This is a genomic window from Pseudomonadota bacterium (assembly GCA_036339585.1).
Taxonomy (GTDB): domain Bacteria; phylum Pseudomonadota; class Alphaproteobacteria; order UBA8366; family UBA8366; genus UBA8366.
The window spans coordinates 111846-128811 of sequence record JAYZAS010000001.1; the positions used below are offsets into that span (position 1 = coordinate 111846).

General features: G+C 46.2%; 16 protein-coding genes. 4 read left to right on the forward strand and 12 right to left on the reverse strand.

The window, feature by feature from the left end:
- Nucleotides 1-13 precede the first annotated feature (13 nt).
- Nucleotides 14-823 (forward strand): enoyl-CoA hydratase/isomerase family protein, encoded by an 810-nt coding sequence (locus VX941_00505; protein MEE2931888.1) that lies wholly within the window; start codon nucleotides 14-16, stop codon nucleotides 821-823.
- A gap of 10 nt (nucleotides 824-833) precedes the next feature.
- Entirely contained in the window at nucleotides 834-1784 is a 951-nt protein-coding gene (locus VX941_00510; GenBank protein ID MEE2931889.1) for an isocitrate lyase/PEP mutase family protein, read from the forward strand.
- A gap of 30 nt (nucleotides 1785-1814) precedes the next feature.
- Here the strand turns inward: VX941_00510 and VX941_00515 are convergent, their stop codons facing one another.
- From VX941_00515 to VX941_00530, 4 genes are all read right to left on the reverse strand, one after another.
- Nucleotides 1815-2234, reverse strand: a complete 420-nt coding sequence (locus tag VX941_00515; protein ID MEE2931890.1) for a YqaA family protein — start codon at nucleotides 2232-2234, stop codon at nucleotides 1815-1817.
- Between the two features lie 61 nt (nucleotides 2235-2295).
- On the reverse strand, nucleotides 2296-4137 hold the full coding sequence (gene aprA / locus VX941_00520) for an adenylyl-sulfate reductase subunit alpha (protein ID MEE2931891.1): 1842 nt from the start codon (nucleotides 4135-4137) through the stop codon (nucleotides 2296-2298).
- Nucleotides 4137-4655, reverse strand: a complete 519-nt coding sequence (aprB, locus tag VX941_00525; GenBank protein MEE2931892.1) for an adenylyl-sulfate reductase subunit beta — start codon at nucleotides 4653-4655, stop codon at nucleotides 4137-4139. The genes aprA and aprB overlap by 1 nt, the downstream gene beginning before the upstream one ends.
- Nucleotides 4656-4692: 37 nt before the next feature.
- Nucleotides 4693-5478, reverse strand: coding sequence for an adenylyl-sulfate reductase (locus VX941_00530; protein ID MEE2931893.1), 786 nt, complete (start codon nucleotides 5476-5478; stop codon nucleotides 4693-4695).
- Nucleotides 5479-5805: 327 nt separating this feature from the next.
- Between VX941_00530 and sat the strand changes: the two genes are divergently transcribed.
- Nucleotides 5806-6978, forward strand: a complete 1173-nt coding sequence (sat, locus tag VX941_00535) for a sulfate adenylyltransferase (protein MEE2931894.1) — start codon at nucleotides 5806-5808, stop codon at nucleotides 6976-6978.
- 13 nt (nucleotides 6979-6991) lie between these two features.
- Nucleotides 6992-7834: a phosphodiesterase gene (locus VX941_00540; GenBank protein ID MEE2931895.1), complete on the forward strand. Its 843-nt coding sequence runs from the start codon at nucleotides 6992-6994 to the stop codon at nucleotides 7832-7834.
- Between the two features lie 120 nt (nucleotides 7835-7954).
- On the opposite strand, the gene VX941_00545 is transcribed toward VX941_00540, so the two are convergent.
- From VX941_00545 to VX941_00580, 8 genes are all read right to left on the reverse strand, one after another.
- Nucleotides 7955-8689: a queuosine precursor transporter gene (locus tag VX941_00545; protein ID MEE2931896.1), complete on the reverse strand. Its 735-nt coding sequence runs from the start codon at nucleotides 8687-8689 to the stop codon at nucleotides 7955-7957.
- Between the two features lie 15 nt (nucleotides 8690-8704).
- Nucleotides 8705-9496 (reverse strand): SDR family oxidoreductase, encoded by a 792-nt coding sequence (locus VX941_00550; GenBank protein ID MEE2931897.1) that lies wholly within the window; start codon nucleotides 9494-9496, stop codon nucleotides 8705-8707.
- Nucleotides 9497-9509: 13 nt separating this feature from the next.
- Nucleotides 9510-11837 (reverse strand): xanthine dehydrogenase family protein molybdopterin-binding subunit, encoded by a 2328-nt coding sequence (locus tag VX941_00555; protein ID MEE2931898.1) that lies wholly within the window; start codon nucleotides 11835-11837, stop codon nucleotides 9510-9512.
- A gap of 10 nt (nucleotides 11838-11847) precedes the next feature.
- Nucleotides 11848-12585, reverse strand: a complete 738-nt coding sequence (locus tag VX941_00560) for an enoyl-CoA hydratase/isomerase family protein (GenBank protein ID MEE2931899.1) — start codon at nucleotides 12583-12585, stop codon at nucleotides 11848-11850.
- 21 nt (nucleotides 12586-12606) lie between these two features.
- Entirely contained in the window at nucleotides 12607-13083 is a 477-nt protein-coding gene (locus tag VX941_00565) for a (2Fe-2S)-binding protein (protein MEE2931900.1), read from the reverse strand.
- Nucleotides 13080-13955 (reverse strand): xanthine dehydrogenase family protein subunit M, encoded by an 876-nt coding sequence (locus VX941_00570; GenBank protein ID MEE2931901.1) that lies wholly within the window; start codon nucleotides 13953-13955, stop codon nucleotides 13080-13082. Before VX941_00570 ends, VX941_00565 begins: the two co-directional genes overlap by 4 nt.
- Nucleotides 13952-14518: an SRPBCC family protein gene (locus VX941_00575; protein MEE2931902.1), complete on the reverse strand. Its 567-nt coding sequence runs from the start codon at nucleotides 14516-14518 to the stop codon at nucleotides 13952-13954. Before VX941_00575 ends, VX941_00570 begins: the two co-directional genes overlap by 4 nt.
- Nucleotides 14519-14797: 279 nt before the next feature.
- Nucleotides 14798-16828, reverse strand: coding sequence for an alpha/beta hydrolase domain-containing protein (locus VX941_00580; protein MEE2931903.1), 2031 nt, complete (start codon nucleotides 16826-16828; stop codon nucleotides 14798-14800).
- Between the last annotated feature and the right edge of the window lie 138 nt (nucleotides 16829-16966).

Sequence of the window (16966 nt, forward strand, 5' to 3'; positions counted from 1 at the left end):
CCGCGAGGAAGCAATGTCTTATACCCACCTCCAGCTCGATATAAGCGATAAGATTGCCACTATTACCTTCAACCGACCTGAGGCGCGCAATGCACTCAGCGAAGAGATGAGGATTGATATTGAGCATGCATTGGCGGAGGTCAAAGCCAAAGCAGGTGAAGAAGTTAAAGCAGTCATATTAACAGGTGCCGGCGGTCATTTCTGTGCGGGCGGGGATGTTAAAGGAATGGCCGAACGGAAGATGACTCCCATGGATCACCGCACTCGCATGCGATCTGGCCATCATAGGATATACGACATCCTGCATTTAGAATTGCCCGTTATAAGTCTGGTAGATGGCGCCGCAGCAGGCGCCGGATGCAATATTGCATTATTAGCTGATTTTGTTTTTGCTACGCCTCGTGCATTTTTCATGCAAGCATTCGCCCGCATAGGGCTCGTGCCTGACTGGGGGGGGTTTTACATATTGCCCAGACTTGTTGGTCAGCAGCGTGCAAAGGAACTCATTTACTCTGGACGCCGAGTTTACGCTGAGGAGGCAAAAGAATTGGGCATGGTCCTTGAGGTTGTCGGACAGGAAACCGCTATGGATGAAACGCGTGAGTTCGCTAGTCGTTTTACTCATGCCTCAACAGATGCTATCGGCGCGGCCAAGAATGTGCTCAATCAGTCCTTTAATTTGGATTTTCGAACTCTTATGGAACTCGAGGTTTATGCCCAGTGCCTTGTTCGCGAAACTGATTTTCACAAAGAAGCGGTCCGACGTTTTAGGGATAAAGAACCACCACTGTATAATTGGGAAAAACTAACCGATCAGAATTAGGAGCCCCAATATGCTAAGCGAACAATCGCCAGCTGCTCAACTCAAAAGCTTAATAAAGAGTGGAGAAACGATAATAATTCCAGGAGCGCATGATCCCCTAATGGGCCGCATTCTTGAGAGAATGGGATTTAAATGCTGCCAATGCGCCGGCTGGATGACTGGTGCTCATTTGGTTACGCCAGAGCCGGTGATGACCATGACTGAACAAATTGAGGCTGCGCGAAAAGTTGCCGACCATGTCAATATCCCGGTTATATCTGATGCCGGGACCGGGTATGGTGAGCCGGTCCATATTATGCGAACCGTAAAAGAATTTCATAAAGCTGGAATTGCACGAATAAACATAGAAGACCAATTCTTTCCTAAAAGGGCCTCCTACCATCGTGGTCTCGAACACGTAGTTGGTTTTGATGAATTTATGAGGCGGATTGAATTTGCATTAAAGTCTCGTGAAGAAAATGGTGCAGATATACTTATCTCAGGACGCACGGATGCTGGAAATGCAGTTAATGGTTCGTGGAAGGAGGCAGCACGGCGAGCGAGGGCATTAAAGGAGATGGGAGTAGACTCGATCCAGCCTATGACTAGGACGCAAGCTTCGATGGAACAGTTTAGACAGGAATTCCCAGATACTGATGCCACACTCTCAACGACCACTTATTTTAATGGTTTACCTATAGAAAAAATAAAGGCGTACGGATTTCAAATGATTTCCTATCCACTAGCCACAATTCTAGCATCTGTTGCTGGCGTAATTGACCTATGGAAAGGTGTACAAGAAACTGGCGTCGCATCTTTTGATGTGGAAAAGGCCAAAGAAGTACGCGAGGAAATCGAAGATGCTATTGGGCTTCCAGATATGTGGGAAATTGAACGCCAAACGGTTGAATATGATAATAAGCATCTCGAAGGACGGCAAGTGGCTGGTTACGAGGGTTACAATCAAACGGAGAAAAAATAATTCTAAATTTTTTTCTTTTCGCGACCCTCATTAAAATAGGAGCAATATAACAGCGTATCTGCCAGCCTTACTGACGGTTACTAAAACAAGGAATAGTCCAAATCGAACGCGAAAAAAACCGGCGGCCACAGTAAGGGCGTCACCAACAACTGGAACCCAGGCAAGCAGCAGGCTCCAAACACCGTAGTGTTTGAACCACTCGGTTATTTTATCAAGACGTACCTTTGAGACCGGAAACCATTTAAATCTCTGCCAAGCGATACAAAAACGGCCTAATAGCCAATTAATAACGGCACCTAAAATATTGCCTGCACTTGCGACCAAAAAAAGGGACCAAGGATTTTTGTCCGATGCTGTCACAAACCCCACCAACATAAGCTCCGAAGAAAACGGTACAACAGTTGCCGCGAGTAATGCGCTTAAAAATAATAGAAAGTAGCTCTCGTCCATGAGGCGCTAATTACAAAAAAAAGGCCGAGAAAAATAATATCCGGCCGTTTCTTTTTTTTTATCAATTGACTATGTGATACACGGGCGCCTTATCCATTTGCCAGCTATCGTTTTCCTTGTCGTATTGGGACAGTGTAAGGCAATGCCAATCTTTATCATCGAGTTTTGGGTGATCACCCCTATAATAATAACCTGGCCAACGAGTTTCCTTCCGGAAAAGCGTGTGTTGGGTTACACACTCAGACGCCAATACACGATGATGTAACTCCCAAGCTCTCTGTAGCTGATGCAAATCTTCAGCTCCAAGGTGAGGAATATCCTCCTTTAGCATTTGTAAATGCTCAAGACCGCGCTCCAACATTGGCTCATTGGTAACATACCCAACTGATATACCACCAACATACTCATCCATAATCTTTTCAAGTCGCTGAAGACCCTGAATGGGCAGCATGTAACTTGGCGATACTGTCCCAGCAACAATTTCGTTGCGACCAACCCTGTAGTTTTCAAGTGGCTGGTAGATTATTTCCTCAAGTTCCTGATATTCTTGCTCAGAAACTTCGGGTTGATCCTTTAGATCATTCACATAATTAACAGCTGCCTTGGCAGCAATACGTCCCTCAGTGAACGAACCAGATGAAAATTTGTGTGCTGTACCGCCTATTGTATCACCCGCACCAAACAACCCATCGACGGTCATCATCCTGTTATATCCCCATTGATATTCATCAGGAGCATAATCCTCTGGGCCACTGGCCCATGCGCCAGAGCAAGTTGCATGGGAGCCCATCACATATGGTTCAGACGTAGTCAGTTCAGGATTTGTATGCTTTGGGTCAATATTTTGTGAGGCCCAAACAACAGCCTGTCCTATGGTCATACCTAAGAAGTTTTCCCAGCCAACGGTCTCCTTATGGGGATCTTGGAACGCTTCCTTTGTAACCATACGAATAGGCCCGCGACCGGCACGCATTTCCTCATGAAAAGCATGATTGCGCAAGCAAGTTGGTGTTGGCTCACGATCTACGTAATCACCTACAAGCTCTTTGGTGTGTTCGTACCATGTTTTTTCATAGTTCTCACCATAGGCATTTTCTGTGTATGTTTTAAGATGCAAGAAGTAAGCACCAACCGGGCCATAGCCATCCTTGAAACGACAAAGGACAATACGGTTTTCCATTTGGGTCATCTTTGCTCCGGCTAAAATTGGCAAAGCATAAGCAGACGCACTACTCCAAGGTGCGTACCAAGTGCGTCCCATTCCCTCTCCAACGGCACGCGGTTTAAATATATGGGATGCTCCGCCTGCCGAGACTATGACTGCCTTAGCACGGAAAACATAAAAATCACCGGTTCGGACGTTAAAACCGACCGCACCAGAAACCCTATTTCCATTATTTTTATCTTTCAGAAGGTGCGTAACCATAATGCGGTTGTAAACCTCATCCGCAGCCTTACGGGCTGCCTCGGCAACAATTGGCTTGTAACTTTCACCATGGATCATAATCTGCCATTTACCCTCACGCTGGTAGCGTCCAGTCTCGGGGTCACGCATAATTGGCAATCCCCATTCATCAAATTTATGGACAGTTGAGTCCACATGGCGAGCAATGTCATAACTGAGGTCTTCACGGGTTAAACCCATCAAGTCGTTTCGGGCATACCGAACGAAATCTTCTGGTTGGTTCTCATCCCATTGCATTCCCATGTAGCAATTTATTGCATATAAGCCCTGAGCCACCGCACCACTACGTTCTATATTAGCCTTTTCTACCGTGACAACCTTGAGGTCACGGCCCCAAAAACGAGACTCATAAGTCGCTCCACAGCCAGCCATTCCTCCACCGATTATCAATATATCAGTATCAACAGTGATAGTTTTTCTACCTCCAAACAGCCCCATCAAACTGCCTCCTGCTTGAATTGTTTTGATTTGGAGTTATGGCCAACGGCATTCGGCACGCTGTATTTCTCAAGCTGATCTGGCGCCAAGGCCGGCAAGCCATCTTCAAGGTTAAGCGCGTCAGGCTCATGTGATAGTTCCTGGGTTTTATATTCGTTTGATTTCGGTGCGTTGTATGTCTCCGCGGACGGGATTGAGCCCCATTCAGTTGTCCGAATAGGAGACACAAACTCTTTTACGGTACCGTCGCGAAATTTTAATTTCCATGAAATCGTTCCTTTTTCAGGTTCGCGAAGGACGCGAACACTATGTCCCATGGGAGCAAAGTCAGCGTACCCTCGATCATCAATCGCGTTCTGCGGACAAGCCTTGACACAAGAGTAGCACTCCCAACACATATTGGGCTCAATGTTGTATGCACGTCGGTATGTTTTATCGATGTGCATGATATCCGACGGACATATATCAACACAGTGTCCACAACCATCACAGCGGGTCATATATACGAAAGTTGGCATGGGTTTAACTTTCTCCTGATTGAAATAACGAGGCTAATTAATAGTTTGAGGGGTGGCGTCGTGGGTCACCCAGAAGCGCTGGCTTATCAGCTGGCTCCGGAAGATTACTGCGTGATCCATCTGCAATAGCCACACGTTTTTGCAAAGCAGCCGCGGGTTTGAAGAACATATGCGCAAATTTTGTCCAGGGCACCGATCCAAAAAGAGCCGTTGTGAGGATTAAGTATAGTCCGAGAGCTACATTAGCCCATGTACTCTCTATCCCCTGCAAATAGGCCCATATCAAAGCTACCGTGCAGCTCGTCACTAAGAGAACAACAAACAAGTCTGCCCTCATCAAACGGAATGGCGAACCGCCCTCGGCCAATACATCGACACGGATGAAAAACCAAAACCAATATCCACCAACACAAACCATAGCAGCACCTACCCACCAAAGTTGTGGAATGATTGCCGGTGTAGGAGTTGTTGGCGTCGGATACTGAAACACCATAACTGCGGTTGCCACCGCATAAACAGTAAAACCCCACATGCCTAACAAGTGGGCTATGCGACGCTTCTGATTGCAAAACTCACTGGACAGAGCAACATTTGCAACAGCGGTCCTAACAACGTGCCCCACCATTTCTCCACCGCCCAGTGCCCGAGAACTGGATTTTTTGGCTTTTACCCAATTAGAAAAGAAATACTTGGCGCTTCCACGATGTATTGTATCGTAAATGGTCCCCAATGCGACTAAGAGAACCATTATCACAACATAACTCTGCATGACGACGGGCGCTACGGATGATGACAACGCAGCAAATGGATTTATTGAAAACATATACCCCCTCCGAACTAGATACCGCTTATCGTCGACAGCTAATTCCGGTTGACAGATGCTGGTATCGTTTTGCACTCAGAATGGCCTAGGGTCAAGGGGAGATCGCATACGGCCCCATGCTTTGATCCCCTTTAACAGTGCATTCAACTTTTTCTGGGCTTAATTTTTGCTAAATTTTTCGTTAGACCTTAGGACACTGGAGCATATTTTCCGCGCTGGATATTGATTGAGCAAAACTCCCTCCCACTAACGATAATTAAAATTTCTGGTCAGCCTGCCAAATGCTTTGCTAGAAGTGGTCGTGCATGGAAATTTTGGAGTTTGTCGATGGTAACCTTAGTCACACCACATGGGGGTAATAGCCTAAAAGCATTACTACTTGCTGAAAGCGATCGCAGGGCCGCGAGCAAAAGGGCAGACAATCTAATCAAAGTTCCAATGTCTAGCCGTGAAACATCCGATGTGCTCATGTTAGCGATGGGTGCTTATACCCCATTAGAGGGCTTTATGTGTGAAGCTGATTGGTATGGAACCTGTGCCGAAATGAAACTACAAAATGGATTGTTCTGGCCAATCCCAATAACGCTGTCTGTCGACCGGAGTTTGGCAAACCAAATTAAAATCGATGAAGATGTGGCTTTATTTGATGAGAAGACTGGCAAGACTATGGCGATTATGAATGTTTCTGAGAAATTTGAAATCGATAAGGATTTTGAAAATAGGAACATATTTGGGACTACCGATACAAACCATCCCGGTGTCAAAAAAGTCCTAGAACAAGCTGATGTAAACTTGGGCGGATCGGTTAAAGTATTTGACGAGGGTGACATGCCCAATGATTACAAGGACCTTTATCTCAGACCTGCTGAGACAAGAGCACTTTTTAACAAATTAGGCTGGTCTAAAGTGACCGCTTTTCAAACCAGAAATCCCATGCATCGGAGCCATGAGCATCTTGTAAAAATAGCAATTGAGATCACGGATGGGGTTCTCATACACCAAGTGCTCGGAAAACTAAAAGAAGGGGATATACCTGCTGAAACTCGAACGGAAGCAATCGCTGCAATGATCGACAACTATTTTGTTCCTGGGACAGCCGTACAAGGCGGGTATCCAATAGAAATGCGATACGCCGGTCCACGAGAGGCCCTCTTTCACGCATTAATCCGGCAAAACTTTGGTTGTGCCTATCTCATTGTTGGGCGCGATCATGCCGGCGTCGGAGATTATTATGGACCATACGACGCGCAAAACATTTTTGATGAGCTTTGGGAAGGGGCGCTAGAAACCCAACCACTTAAAATCGACATAACCTTCTATTGTAAAAAATGCCAGGGAATGGCAACGGAGAAGACAAGTCCGAGCAAGCCAGAAGATCGCGTTCATATTTCTGGCACCAAATTTCGTGAGATGTTGGAAAATGGTGACGATATTCCTGTCGAGTTTAGTCGCCCAGAAGTTGTAGCGGTGTTGAGAGAATATTATTCCACCTCAAAATAGTCAGCCATCAGAAATGCATACTTCCTCCGGTCGTAGCGATAGGATGATCATAGCTCAGATATCGGACATCCATCTGCGCGACAATGGTATGCTTCTCAAACAAAAAATTAATACCGAAGTAGCTCTTGAAAAGACTATTGATCACATAAATTCTTGGGAAACACCCCCTCATGCAATTTTAGTTACAGGTGATTTAGTTCAACGAGCTAAACGTCAAAATTATGCCAACTTACGTAAAAAACTCGACCAACTTCCCTCGCCGTATTATGTCATACCGGGTAATCATGATAATCGTACTTTAATGTGCGAGCATTTCTCTGATTTGGGGTACTTGCCCAACAGTGGAACATTTCTGCAATACTCGGTTGATACCAATCCACTGCGCCTTATCGGCATTGACACACTAATACCGGGTAAGAATGAGGGCGAAATATGTAGCGACCGCTGCGAATGGCTGCAAAATGTTCTTAATCAAAAACCCGACCAACCTACACTTATATTCATGCATCATCCCCCGTTCAAAACGGGCGTCAACTTTCTTGACAGGCATCATTTTCAAGGAAGTGAACTCTTAGCTAATGTCATTGAACAAAATCCACAGGTTATCAGGATTGTTTGCGGTCATCTCCACCAACAACTACAGGTTACTTGGGCCGGCACAATAGCGTCCGTTTCACCCAGCATTGCATTTCAGTTACCTATGCCGTTGGAGAAAGATGCCGAAAAGGGTTTCAGTCTCGAACCACCTGCTTGCCCGGTCTTTATCTGGCAACGTGATATCGGGCTTATCGCTCATATGAGTTTGATCGGCGATTTTGGCGGCTTACAGCCTTTCGTCGGTGACCCTATTGTTTAAAAAACTATTAGAAAATCACTAGCTACGACTGTGCCCCGAGAATTCACGTAGTTTTTTTGGATCTCAATTATCACAAGTGCTCATTTTATGGTGTTAGTACCGTTCACTTTCCTGCGACGTTTAAGGAACGGGCAAAGGATCAAGGCCAAATCTGCGAGATAGAGCAACCCCGGCATATATCAGTGGCGTATCAATTGCCGCAATTAGTATTTTGAAGAGATACGCCGCGATAATGATTTGTATTACCAGCTGCCACTCAAGTCCCATACCCCATTTGAGAAAAATTGAATTGACAATTATCGTATCTATCAGCTGAGAGAACATGGTTGAGGCGTTGTTCCTAAGCCATAAATGGCGTCCTGATGTAACACGCTTCCAAAAATGGTATAACCGCACATCAATAAGCTGAGCGATCAGATATGCAGTCATGGATGCAAAAATTAAAACGCCTGGCAACGTAAAGACTGACTCATAAGCAATCTGCATTTCCCTGATGGTTCTGAAATCTTCATGACCTGATGACCAAGCAGGGGCGCCAGGCAAGGCTAGAGCAACTTGAATAAATAATAATGTCAGTATACTAAGCCCGAAACCCGTAAAAACCATTAAGTTCGCGCGTCTTCGACCATAGACTTCACAAACAAAGTCAGTGAGAAGAAATGTCAACGGATATGTGATTAACCCAGTAGTGAGCGTTATTGGTTCACCGAAAAGTCCATTGGGCATTGCTGTCGGGAATGCTAAGAATAGTTTGACCCCAATGATGTTTGTAACGACCAACAAAACCACAAAGGTCGAAATTAAGACGCAATAAAGCGTTTCTGAGCGCAACTGTATTTTAGGTTCCATACTCATACATATCCGTTGGCGTTAGAAATTCACGCCAACACGTCCACCATCTGCACGGAGAACAGAGCCATTAATATAACCAGCTGGCATGCCACACAGCATTGCGGCCAAAGCACCCATTTCCTCAATTTTACCATCTCGCCCCATTGGAGCATTCCTAACCATCTGCTTTCGTGCTTCGTCCGCTGAGATGCCGAGGTGTTTTCCACGCACTTCATCACCGGCCTTAACTCGCTCGGTATAAATACGCCCCGGCACCAGGCAATTAACCGTAATACCATCTTTAGCAACTTCCTTGCATAGTGCTTTTGACCAACCAACAAGTGCCATGCGCAACGAACTTGAAAGTACATTCACAACTGACGCGTTGTAGATATTGGAAGACGTCATCGTTAGGACTCGACCCCAACCTTGTTTTTGCATGCCGGGAAGCGCATAACCTGTAGCTTTAATTGCTGCCATCACTATCACATCAAACCAGTCATGCCAGAGTTTTTCATCCGCTTCAGACGGCAACAATCTGGGCGGCCCGCCGCAATTATTAAATTGAATATCAATTCCGCCAAACTTGCTATATGCATCGTCAAGCATCGCCTCTAGCTCACCCGATTTAAGAAGGTCACAGGTGCCGAATTCGACTTGAACACCGAATTCCTTTGAAATATTTTTAGCCTGCTCAGCAAGGAGATCTCCGCTGCGCGCGGTAAGATAAATGTGTACCCCTTCCGCTGCCAAAGCCCGGGCAATGCCATTCCCCATTCCATAGCTTCCGCCCATAACTAATGCACGTTTATCTTCGATGCCAAGATCCATTACGTTTCCTATTTTAGTGTTTACGAGCACATTCAATTAATTCCAATAGTCGAGGTGGGGTAAGGGGAGCCTCTGAAATACGAACACCAAACGGCTCTAACGCATTTTCGATGGCACCAATTATGGCCGCAATAGCTGGAATAGTACCACCCTCTCCAGCACCCTTAACACCCAGTGGATTCTGCGGTGTTGGAATTTCTTGGTGGACTTGCTGAACATCGGGCATATCGCTCGCTAACGGAAGTAAATATTCTCCATAGTTCACTGTAACGGGCTGAGCATTCTCGTCATAACGCATCCATTCAAACAAGGCATTGCCAAGCCCATGCGCAACTCCACCTAACACCTGCCCCTCGACCGTCATTGGATTGATCATCTTTCCACAATCATGTCCCGACCAATATCGCAGAACCTTTGCATAACCAGTTTCAACATCCACCTCTACCTCCGCTAAGTGCGTTCCATTAGCGTAGGCCGCCTGTTTAGGTGTAAAATAACTTAATTCCTGCAATCCCGGCTCGATGCCGACAGGCAACGTAAAGCCCGGTTTGCCATTAACAAATTCAGCAACCTCTCCTAATGTTCTGGACATTTCGGGAACACCTTTCACAAACACAGAACCTTCAGCGAGGTCCATGTCCTCCTCAGCAGCTTCCATCATATACGCAGCCGCTTTAATGATTTTCCGTCTAACAGCTCCAGATGCCTCGTGAACCGCATTACCCGCATTAACAATAGCTCTGCTCGCAAAGGTACCTATTCCGTATGGGCAGCCTTGCGAGTCACCGCCGATGACCGTTATATCAGCCAAATCAACACCTAGCTGATCTGCAGCAATTTGAGCAAAGACGGTTTGATGTCCCTGCCCTTGTGCGGAGGCACCATAATGGATGGTAACTTTTCCCGATGGAGAAACCCGAATATTTGCACCCTCAAAGGGTCCTAGTCCTGTTCCTTCGACATAAGAGGCAATTCCTATTCCTATAAATCGACCTTCTGAACGCGCCACCTTTTGCCTCTCTTTAAACCTGTCATATCCAGATAATTCGATTGCTTTATCGTGACACGCAGGATAGTCCCCGCTGTCATAGGTTATTGGGCTCCCATCTCGGAATATAAGTCCCATTTTGTACGGCATTTGATCGGCAGGAATATAATTTTGACGGCGGAGGCTCGCAGGGTCCCGGCCTAATTCTAGGGCCGCCATATCCATCATGCGCTCCATTGTAAAAGCAGCTTGAGGACGACCGGCTCCCCTTACAGGTGTGACGGCCACTTTATTGGTAAGAACACAGGTAACCTTCATTTCATAAGCGGGCAGAAGATACGGACCAGGCACCGTTGATGCCGCGATATACGGTGTGATAATGCCCCATGGCACGTATGCCCCAGAATCATGAAGGAGGGTTCCACGAAACCCGAGAAGTTTGCCATCATCATTAAAAGCAATTTCAGCTGTCCAAAACTGATCACGCTCATGATGAGTGGCTGTAAAATTTTCACGCCTGTCTTCCATATATTTCACCGGCCGCCGCAGCACCCTAGCAGCGGCAGCAACAGAAAAATACTCAGGATAAGTTTGCCCCTTCGCCCCAAATCCCCCACCAATATCAGGAACAATAACACGCACCTGATTGTCATCCACTCCACGTAATTTAGCATAGATTTCCCGTACACGGTGTGGCGACTGACTTGCTGCATAAAATGTCAGATGATCTGACAATTCATCATAACTAGCCATCATTGCTCGTGTTTCGAGGGGATGGGCTGCCCCACGGTGCTGAAAAAATGTATTTTTAAAAATGTGAGGAGCATTCGCAAAAACTTTATCTACATTACCAAATGACTGAACAAATTCTGCGCATATGTTATCCTCGATCTCGTGATGAGCTGTGGCAGCATTTTTCTTTACAGCCTCACGAAAGTCGCTAGCTACAGGCAATGGCTCATAATCGACTATAACCTTTTCCAAAGCATCCTCAGCTATGTACCGATCTTCAGCCACAATCAAGGCAACAGGTTCACCAACATACCTTACATAATCCTTCGCCAACATATGAGGTGTCACGGGTTTGGTGATTAGAGGGTTTGGCACCATCAATGGCAGCTCTGTAGTCGTGTACTCAAGCGCAAGATCCGAATTTTTCAAAATAAGGTGAACACCATCCAATTCTAGAGCTGTTGCAGTATCAATAGACTTTATACGGGCATGCGCATAAGGGCTGCGCAGCATCGCAGCAGTTAGCAAGCCCGGCAAATGAATATCATCCGTAAACTTGCCCTCTCCCCTCAAAAGTACCGGGTCCTCTACACGTTTAGCTGAAGATCCGAATGATGACATGTGCGGCCTTTTATTTGTAAGTGCTGTGGCGAGACTTAATTGTTGCCATAGTGTATCCCGCTAAATCAGATGCGATGTCAGCTGGCAATCCAGGGGCGGCAGCAATATATTTTTTTACGGTGGCAATATCGATTTGGTCAAAATTTCCTAGTGTTTCCAGAAATCCAGAGACCGTTTCCTCTAATTTTTCATGTAAAACAACTTGACTTATTAAGCCAGATGCTAACGCATGCTGAGCATCAATTTCCTCAGCAGAAAAGATCAAGTGCGCAACGGTTTTTGGGGCAACTTTGGTATGTGCAGAAATCGCTAGTGTAGGCGGCGTCCCATGAAGCATTTCTGGAAGCGCAAAGGTTGCCCTTTCGCTTGCAATAGCAACATCCGAGCCGGCAACAAGTGCGCACGCAAAGCCAAGCGCCTTGCCCTGCACCACAGTAATTATTGGCGAAGGGAACTTCCGGAACGATGCATATACATCCAGAATACGGCTCATAAAACGAGTTTTTGCATCATAAGCATTTACTGGAGGGCCCTCGGATCCAATCGCCTGTTCGCGACCATGGCTAAAATCAGTGCCACTGCCCCTCAAAATAATTCCATTTAGCCCGCCATGTGCGGTTGCTTCATCGACTTTTGCAGCTAGCAAAACAAGCATATCATCAAGAAATTTGTTTCCATCGTCAGGCCTATTTATAGTTACGTGAAGGAATGGTGTTTTTTCTTCAAATATCAAATACTCATCACTCATTAAACTTAGCCTCGATAAATTTTAACAATCTCGCTGTTCTGCAACGGCAAGAGCTGCCGCGACAATACCCTGATAGCCAGTGCATCTACAGATGTTGCCAGATATTGCGTCGCGCACATCCTGTTCTTTCGGGTGGGGGTTTTCCTGCAGTAATTCTGTTAATGTCATCAGCATGCCAGGCGTACAAAAACCACATTGTAGAGCATGATGCTCCATGAATGCCTGCTGCAAATCATTTAACTCACCATTAACTGCTAATCCTTCAACCGTGGTAATTTCAGTTTCATCTGCTTGTACTGCTAACATCAAACAACCACGTGCCGTCTTGCCGTTAACCAATACTGTACATGCTCCACAAACACCATGCTCGCAGCCAAGGTGAGTGCCTGTGAGATTAATGTGATGTCGTAGGAAGTCGGCCAGAGTCAGCCTTCCCTCAACCTCGCAGGCATAGTCTACGCCATTAACTTTTACCGTAATCTCATGCATTGCAGTCATGCAGCTAATGCTCTGATTTTACGCCGATTAGAAGCTTGCTCTAATGCCCGCCTTGCCATTACTACCGCCACCTTTTTGCGATATGACGCAGATGCGTGGACATCATCGATGCCAGCGACTACGGTTGCGTGCTCGGCCGCCTCACGAAACAATTCGTCGCTTGGCATCTCCCCCACCAATAAGTTTTCTGCGTCATTCATACGAACGGGACCCACTTCCACGCCCATGAGAGCTAATGCTGCACGTGATATTACGTCACCATCAAAATCGAGTAGCACTGCCGCGCCCGCCAGCGCAAAGTCACCTTTGCGACGCGCCAACTCGGCAAATCCGTATACATGCTTTGCAGGCCATGTGGCCACCGTAATATCAGTGAGCATTTCATCCTCTGCAAGATTAGGGGCCATGAAACCTTGAGACCATTCAAGTATCGGCACATCGCGCTCACCAGAGCTGCTTTGCACATGTAATGTTGCATCATAAACAGCAAGAAGAGCCGGCCATTCAGCTGATGGGTCCAAGTGAGCCATAGAGCCTCCTATGGTTCCTCGATTTCGTATCTGCGCATGGGCAACATATTCCATGCCAGCAGCAATAAGCGGGCAGTGCTCAAGGACAATTTCTGATTTCTTTGCTTGATCATGTCGAGCCATTGCACCAAAAATTATCCCGTCATGGACTCTTTTAATTTCAGCCAGCTCTTTCAACCGATTAATGTCGACAATGTGCTCCGGCATTACATAACGGAAATTCATCATTGGCATCAATGATTGCCCGCCCGCCAAAATTTTCACATTTCTTAATGTTGCTAAAAGCTCGAGTGCCTCTCTCAGACTTTCTGGTCTATGATATTCAAAAACGGGGGGCTTCATTGGGACAACCTAGCATTGAGAATTTTGGAAATCCATCGTTTCAAGGCACCGATAAATATCGTTACACCTGATGCGCTAGCATCGGTTTGCTTTGCCAATTCGACTTTTTTCCCGCTAATCACGCGCTCCTCAAGACATTTAGAAAATTGACCTACCATCTCTTCCGATACTGCCACTATTATCCCCTGACCTCTGCCGTATTGAGCAACCGGACCGATTAAATTTAAATCGGTCGTTACCCTCACATTTGATCCTCCGTCCGTTTCATCCAAGCTAAACTTTATATTCGCCTCGGCACCCCCGCGGCCTCGCGCTTCACGGCCATCAGCTTTGAGAACTGCAAAATATTTCTCATCGTCCCGTTCAACAAACCTCACATTACCATCAAAAGTTAAGCTGACAGGACCAAGCTTTACGTCAACTTTGCCCCTATAGGCGTTGTCATCCATAACTTCAGTCAGCTTCGCCCCTGGCAAACATGGAGCGATACGCTCAACATCAACAAGGATGGACCACGCCTTCTCTGGAGCAGCAGCAACAGAGAAGTTATTTTCTAATTTCACTGCCTAGCCCTCCAAGAAAAAAACAACGCCCGAAATGTAAACGGTGCATAATTCTCCTGCCAGAAAATAAGAATGTATTTGCGATTTTAGTACGCATTGTAAGTTTTATCATTGTTATTTTTGAAATCACTCAACCTTCGTTGTTTCTACCTCTCAAAATTTTTAGCGCTGGCGCCAATATCCATGGATTCGAATATGGCATGTAAAATGGGCTCATCTAGCATATGTGTCCGCTTCAGAACATTACGGTTAAATTTGTTAGAACATCCTATTTCCTTTTTAAGTTTTTTCCGGCAGCCTTGTCACATGACGGGGCCGACCCCAATTGGAAGCCGTAATGAGAGCCTGAGCGATATCTTCCTCAATCATGTAGCCATCGGCAACAAGGCGTTCACAGGCAACCTTAATTGCAGCAATATATTCATCTGCTGTGGCATAACGCTCAAGTATTGACGACCTAGGATCACGTGTGAAGACCCGCTCCTCGGGAGAGTCAGGGAATGGAATATAACTGCCATTGAATTCATAAGTTGCTCCATAACCGTGCCCCCTCCCCCGAATGTTCCATCCAACGTAAGTTCCCATCGGTGCTTGCACCATCGGCGCACGAATGCCGGGAACATCATTTCCGTCCTCATCGGATGACGGGACTAATATCGTATACCCATCATTATCAATAATTTTTGGTGGAAATGACAGTATTCCCTCGTCTTCTCCGGGACCAAAATCTAACAACTTAAGGCTTGCAGGCTCAGTTGGAACCATATTTGCCGGAATATGGGGAAATTGCGCACGCCATTCCTCGTAGGAAATAAGCGTCCCATCTTTTCGAGTTGGGATTTGTGAGTCAGGTGGTCGTTTCCCGTTGGTTGACCATGCATCCATTGCATCAAGCATGGCACGAAAAATCATTGAAGTGGTCACTATGTTTGAATAGTTAGTACAAATGCCTTTTTCAGGCGCACTATCGATGGGTGACGAACTATGCTGCGAGCTTGCCCAAAGGTAAATCCGAACCGTTTCTGGCTGAGGGAGGTCGTTACCTCGCGTGTCGGTATGAACAAGTGAGCCACGCCGCTGCCAATATTCAGTGGCAGTCTGCGAATGCATAACGAGAGGGTCTGTGTCGGGCCGTGTCAAAATAGCATCCGTTTTCCCTGTTAAATGATCCTCACATTCAGCGTATGAAAATGGAAATCTATCAGCATAAATATAGTGATCTTCGTACTGCTGACCTGCCATCGAAACTGCATTTGCAAACCGATGGTTAAGCCACATCCGTCCAGCGCCAGATACATGGGGCAGCAAACCATCGAAAACTTGGCGACCACTGGAGTCACAATTGAAACCACGATAGATGAAATCTCTAATGCAACGGCCGGTCTGAGAACGTCCCCATCCATAAGCTTTTTTTATTTTCACGGGATTATGATTTCCCTGTGAGTCTTTGTTGCCATATTTCAAAAAACTTACGAGATCGCGAACTGCAACGTGCCCCAACCCCATTATCAAGGGGTCCTTCGCCTCGTAGACAAGATCGTAAATCCAGCCTGGCTGAAAACCACCGTGTAAGTGTATAAATTCATCGGAAGGTAAAATCGCCGTTTCAGAGGACCCGCGTGTGGTCTCACCAGATACTCCTGTGCCACTTATGACCTGCGCATACTCCCAGTCCTCTTCTGGGATAGTAATTCTTTCGCCCTCTGCATAACGCCTTTTAGTCAAGAGTGCCTGTCCAGTATCACGGGAAACAGTCGGATGGCTTCGTGTCGCGGCACGTCCTGACAGAGCAAAACATGCTGTGGGGCTGCCGGGAATAAATTCCTGATGCACTACCCCCGTAATTGGATTTCCCTTTTCGGTAGCTATGGGTATCTTCATTGTTATCCGGCCGTCACCCGGCAAAATATCGCCCTGCCAAGCCCCCCAGATGAAGCTGTACCCTCGACGCATCAAATAACCGTTCCCAGCATCAGTAGCTGATATGGGATCGTTGGAGTGCGGGGCATCATTAAAAAACTGGAGAGCACGAACATTACCGCGATTACCCCAATCGAAAAAAAGTCTCTCGTTACCCCTATCGGGATCAACTGGTAGGAGCATCAAAAACTCGGCTGAAAATTCTACTAATCCCTCTTCGTTTAGTGCTGCTTTGTCGATATCGACGATCGACTTTTGAGCATCGCCTTTGGGATCTACGGCAAAGTGTGCCCAGCCTTTTAGTTTTTCGTAGGGACCAGTCGTCCCAAATTCATATCCGTTTGCAAATGGCACACGGTCAATAATTTCTAAGTTGATCTGATTTTTCAACATGTTCTCCTATTTAGTAAAATCCGCGGCGTCAGCAAAAATAGCCAAATCTAGGATTAAATAGATGTTAGAAATGCTTGCAAATAAAGACCTAACGCAATCCTAATTTTACGGGAAAGAAAACATAAGTTTTTATGT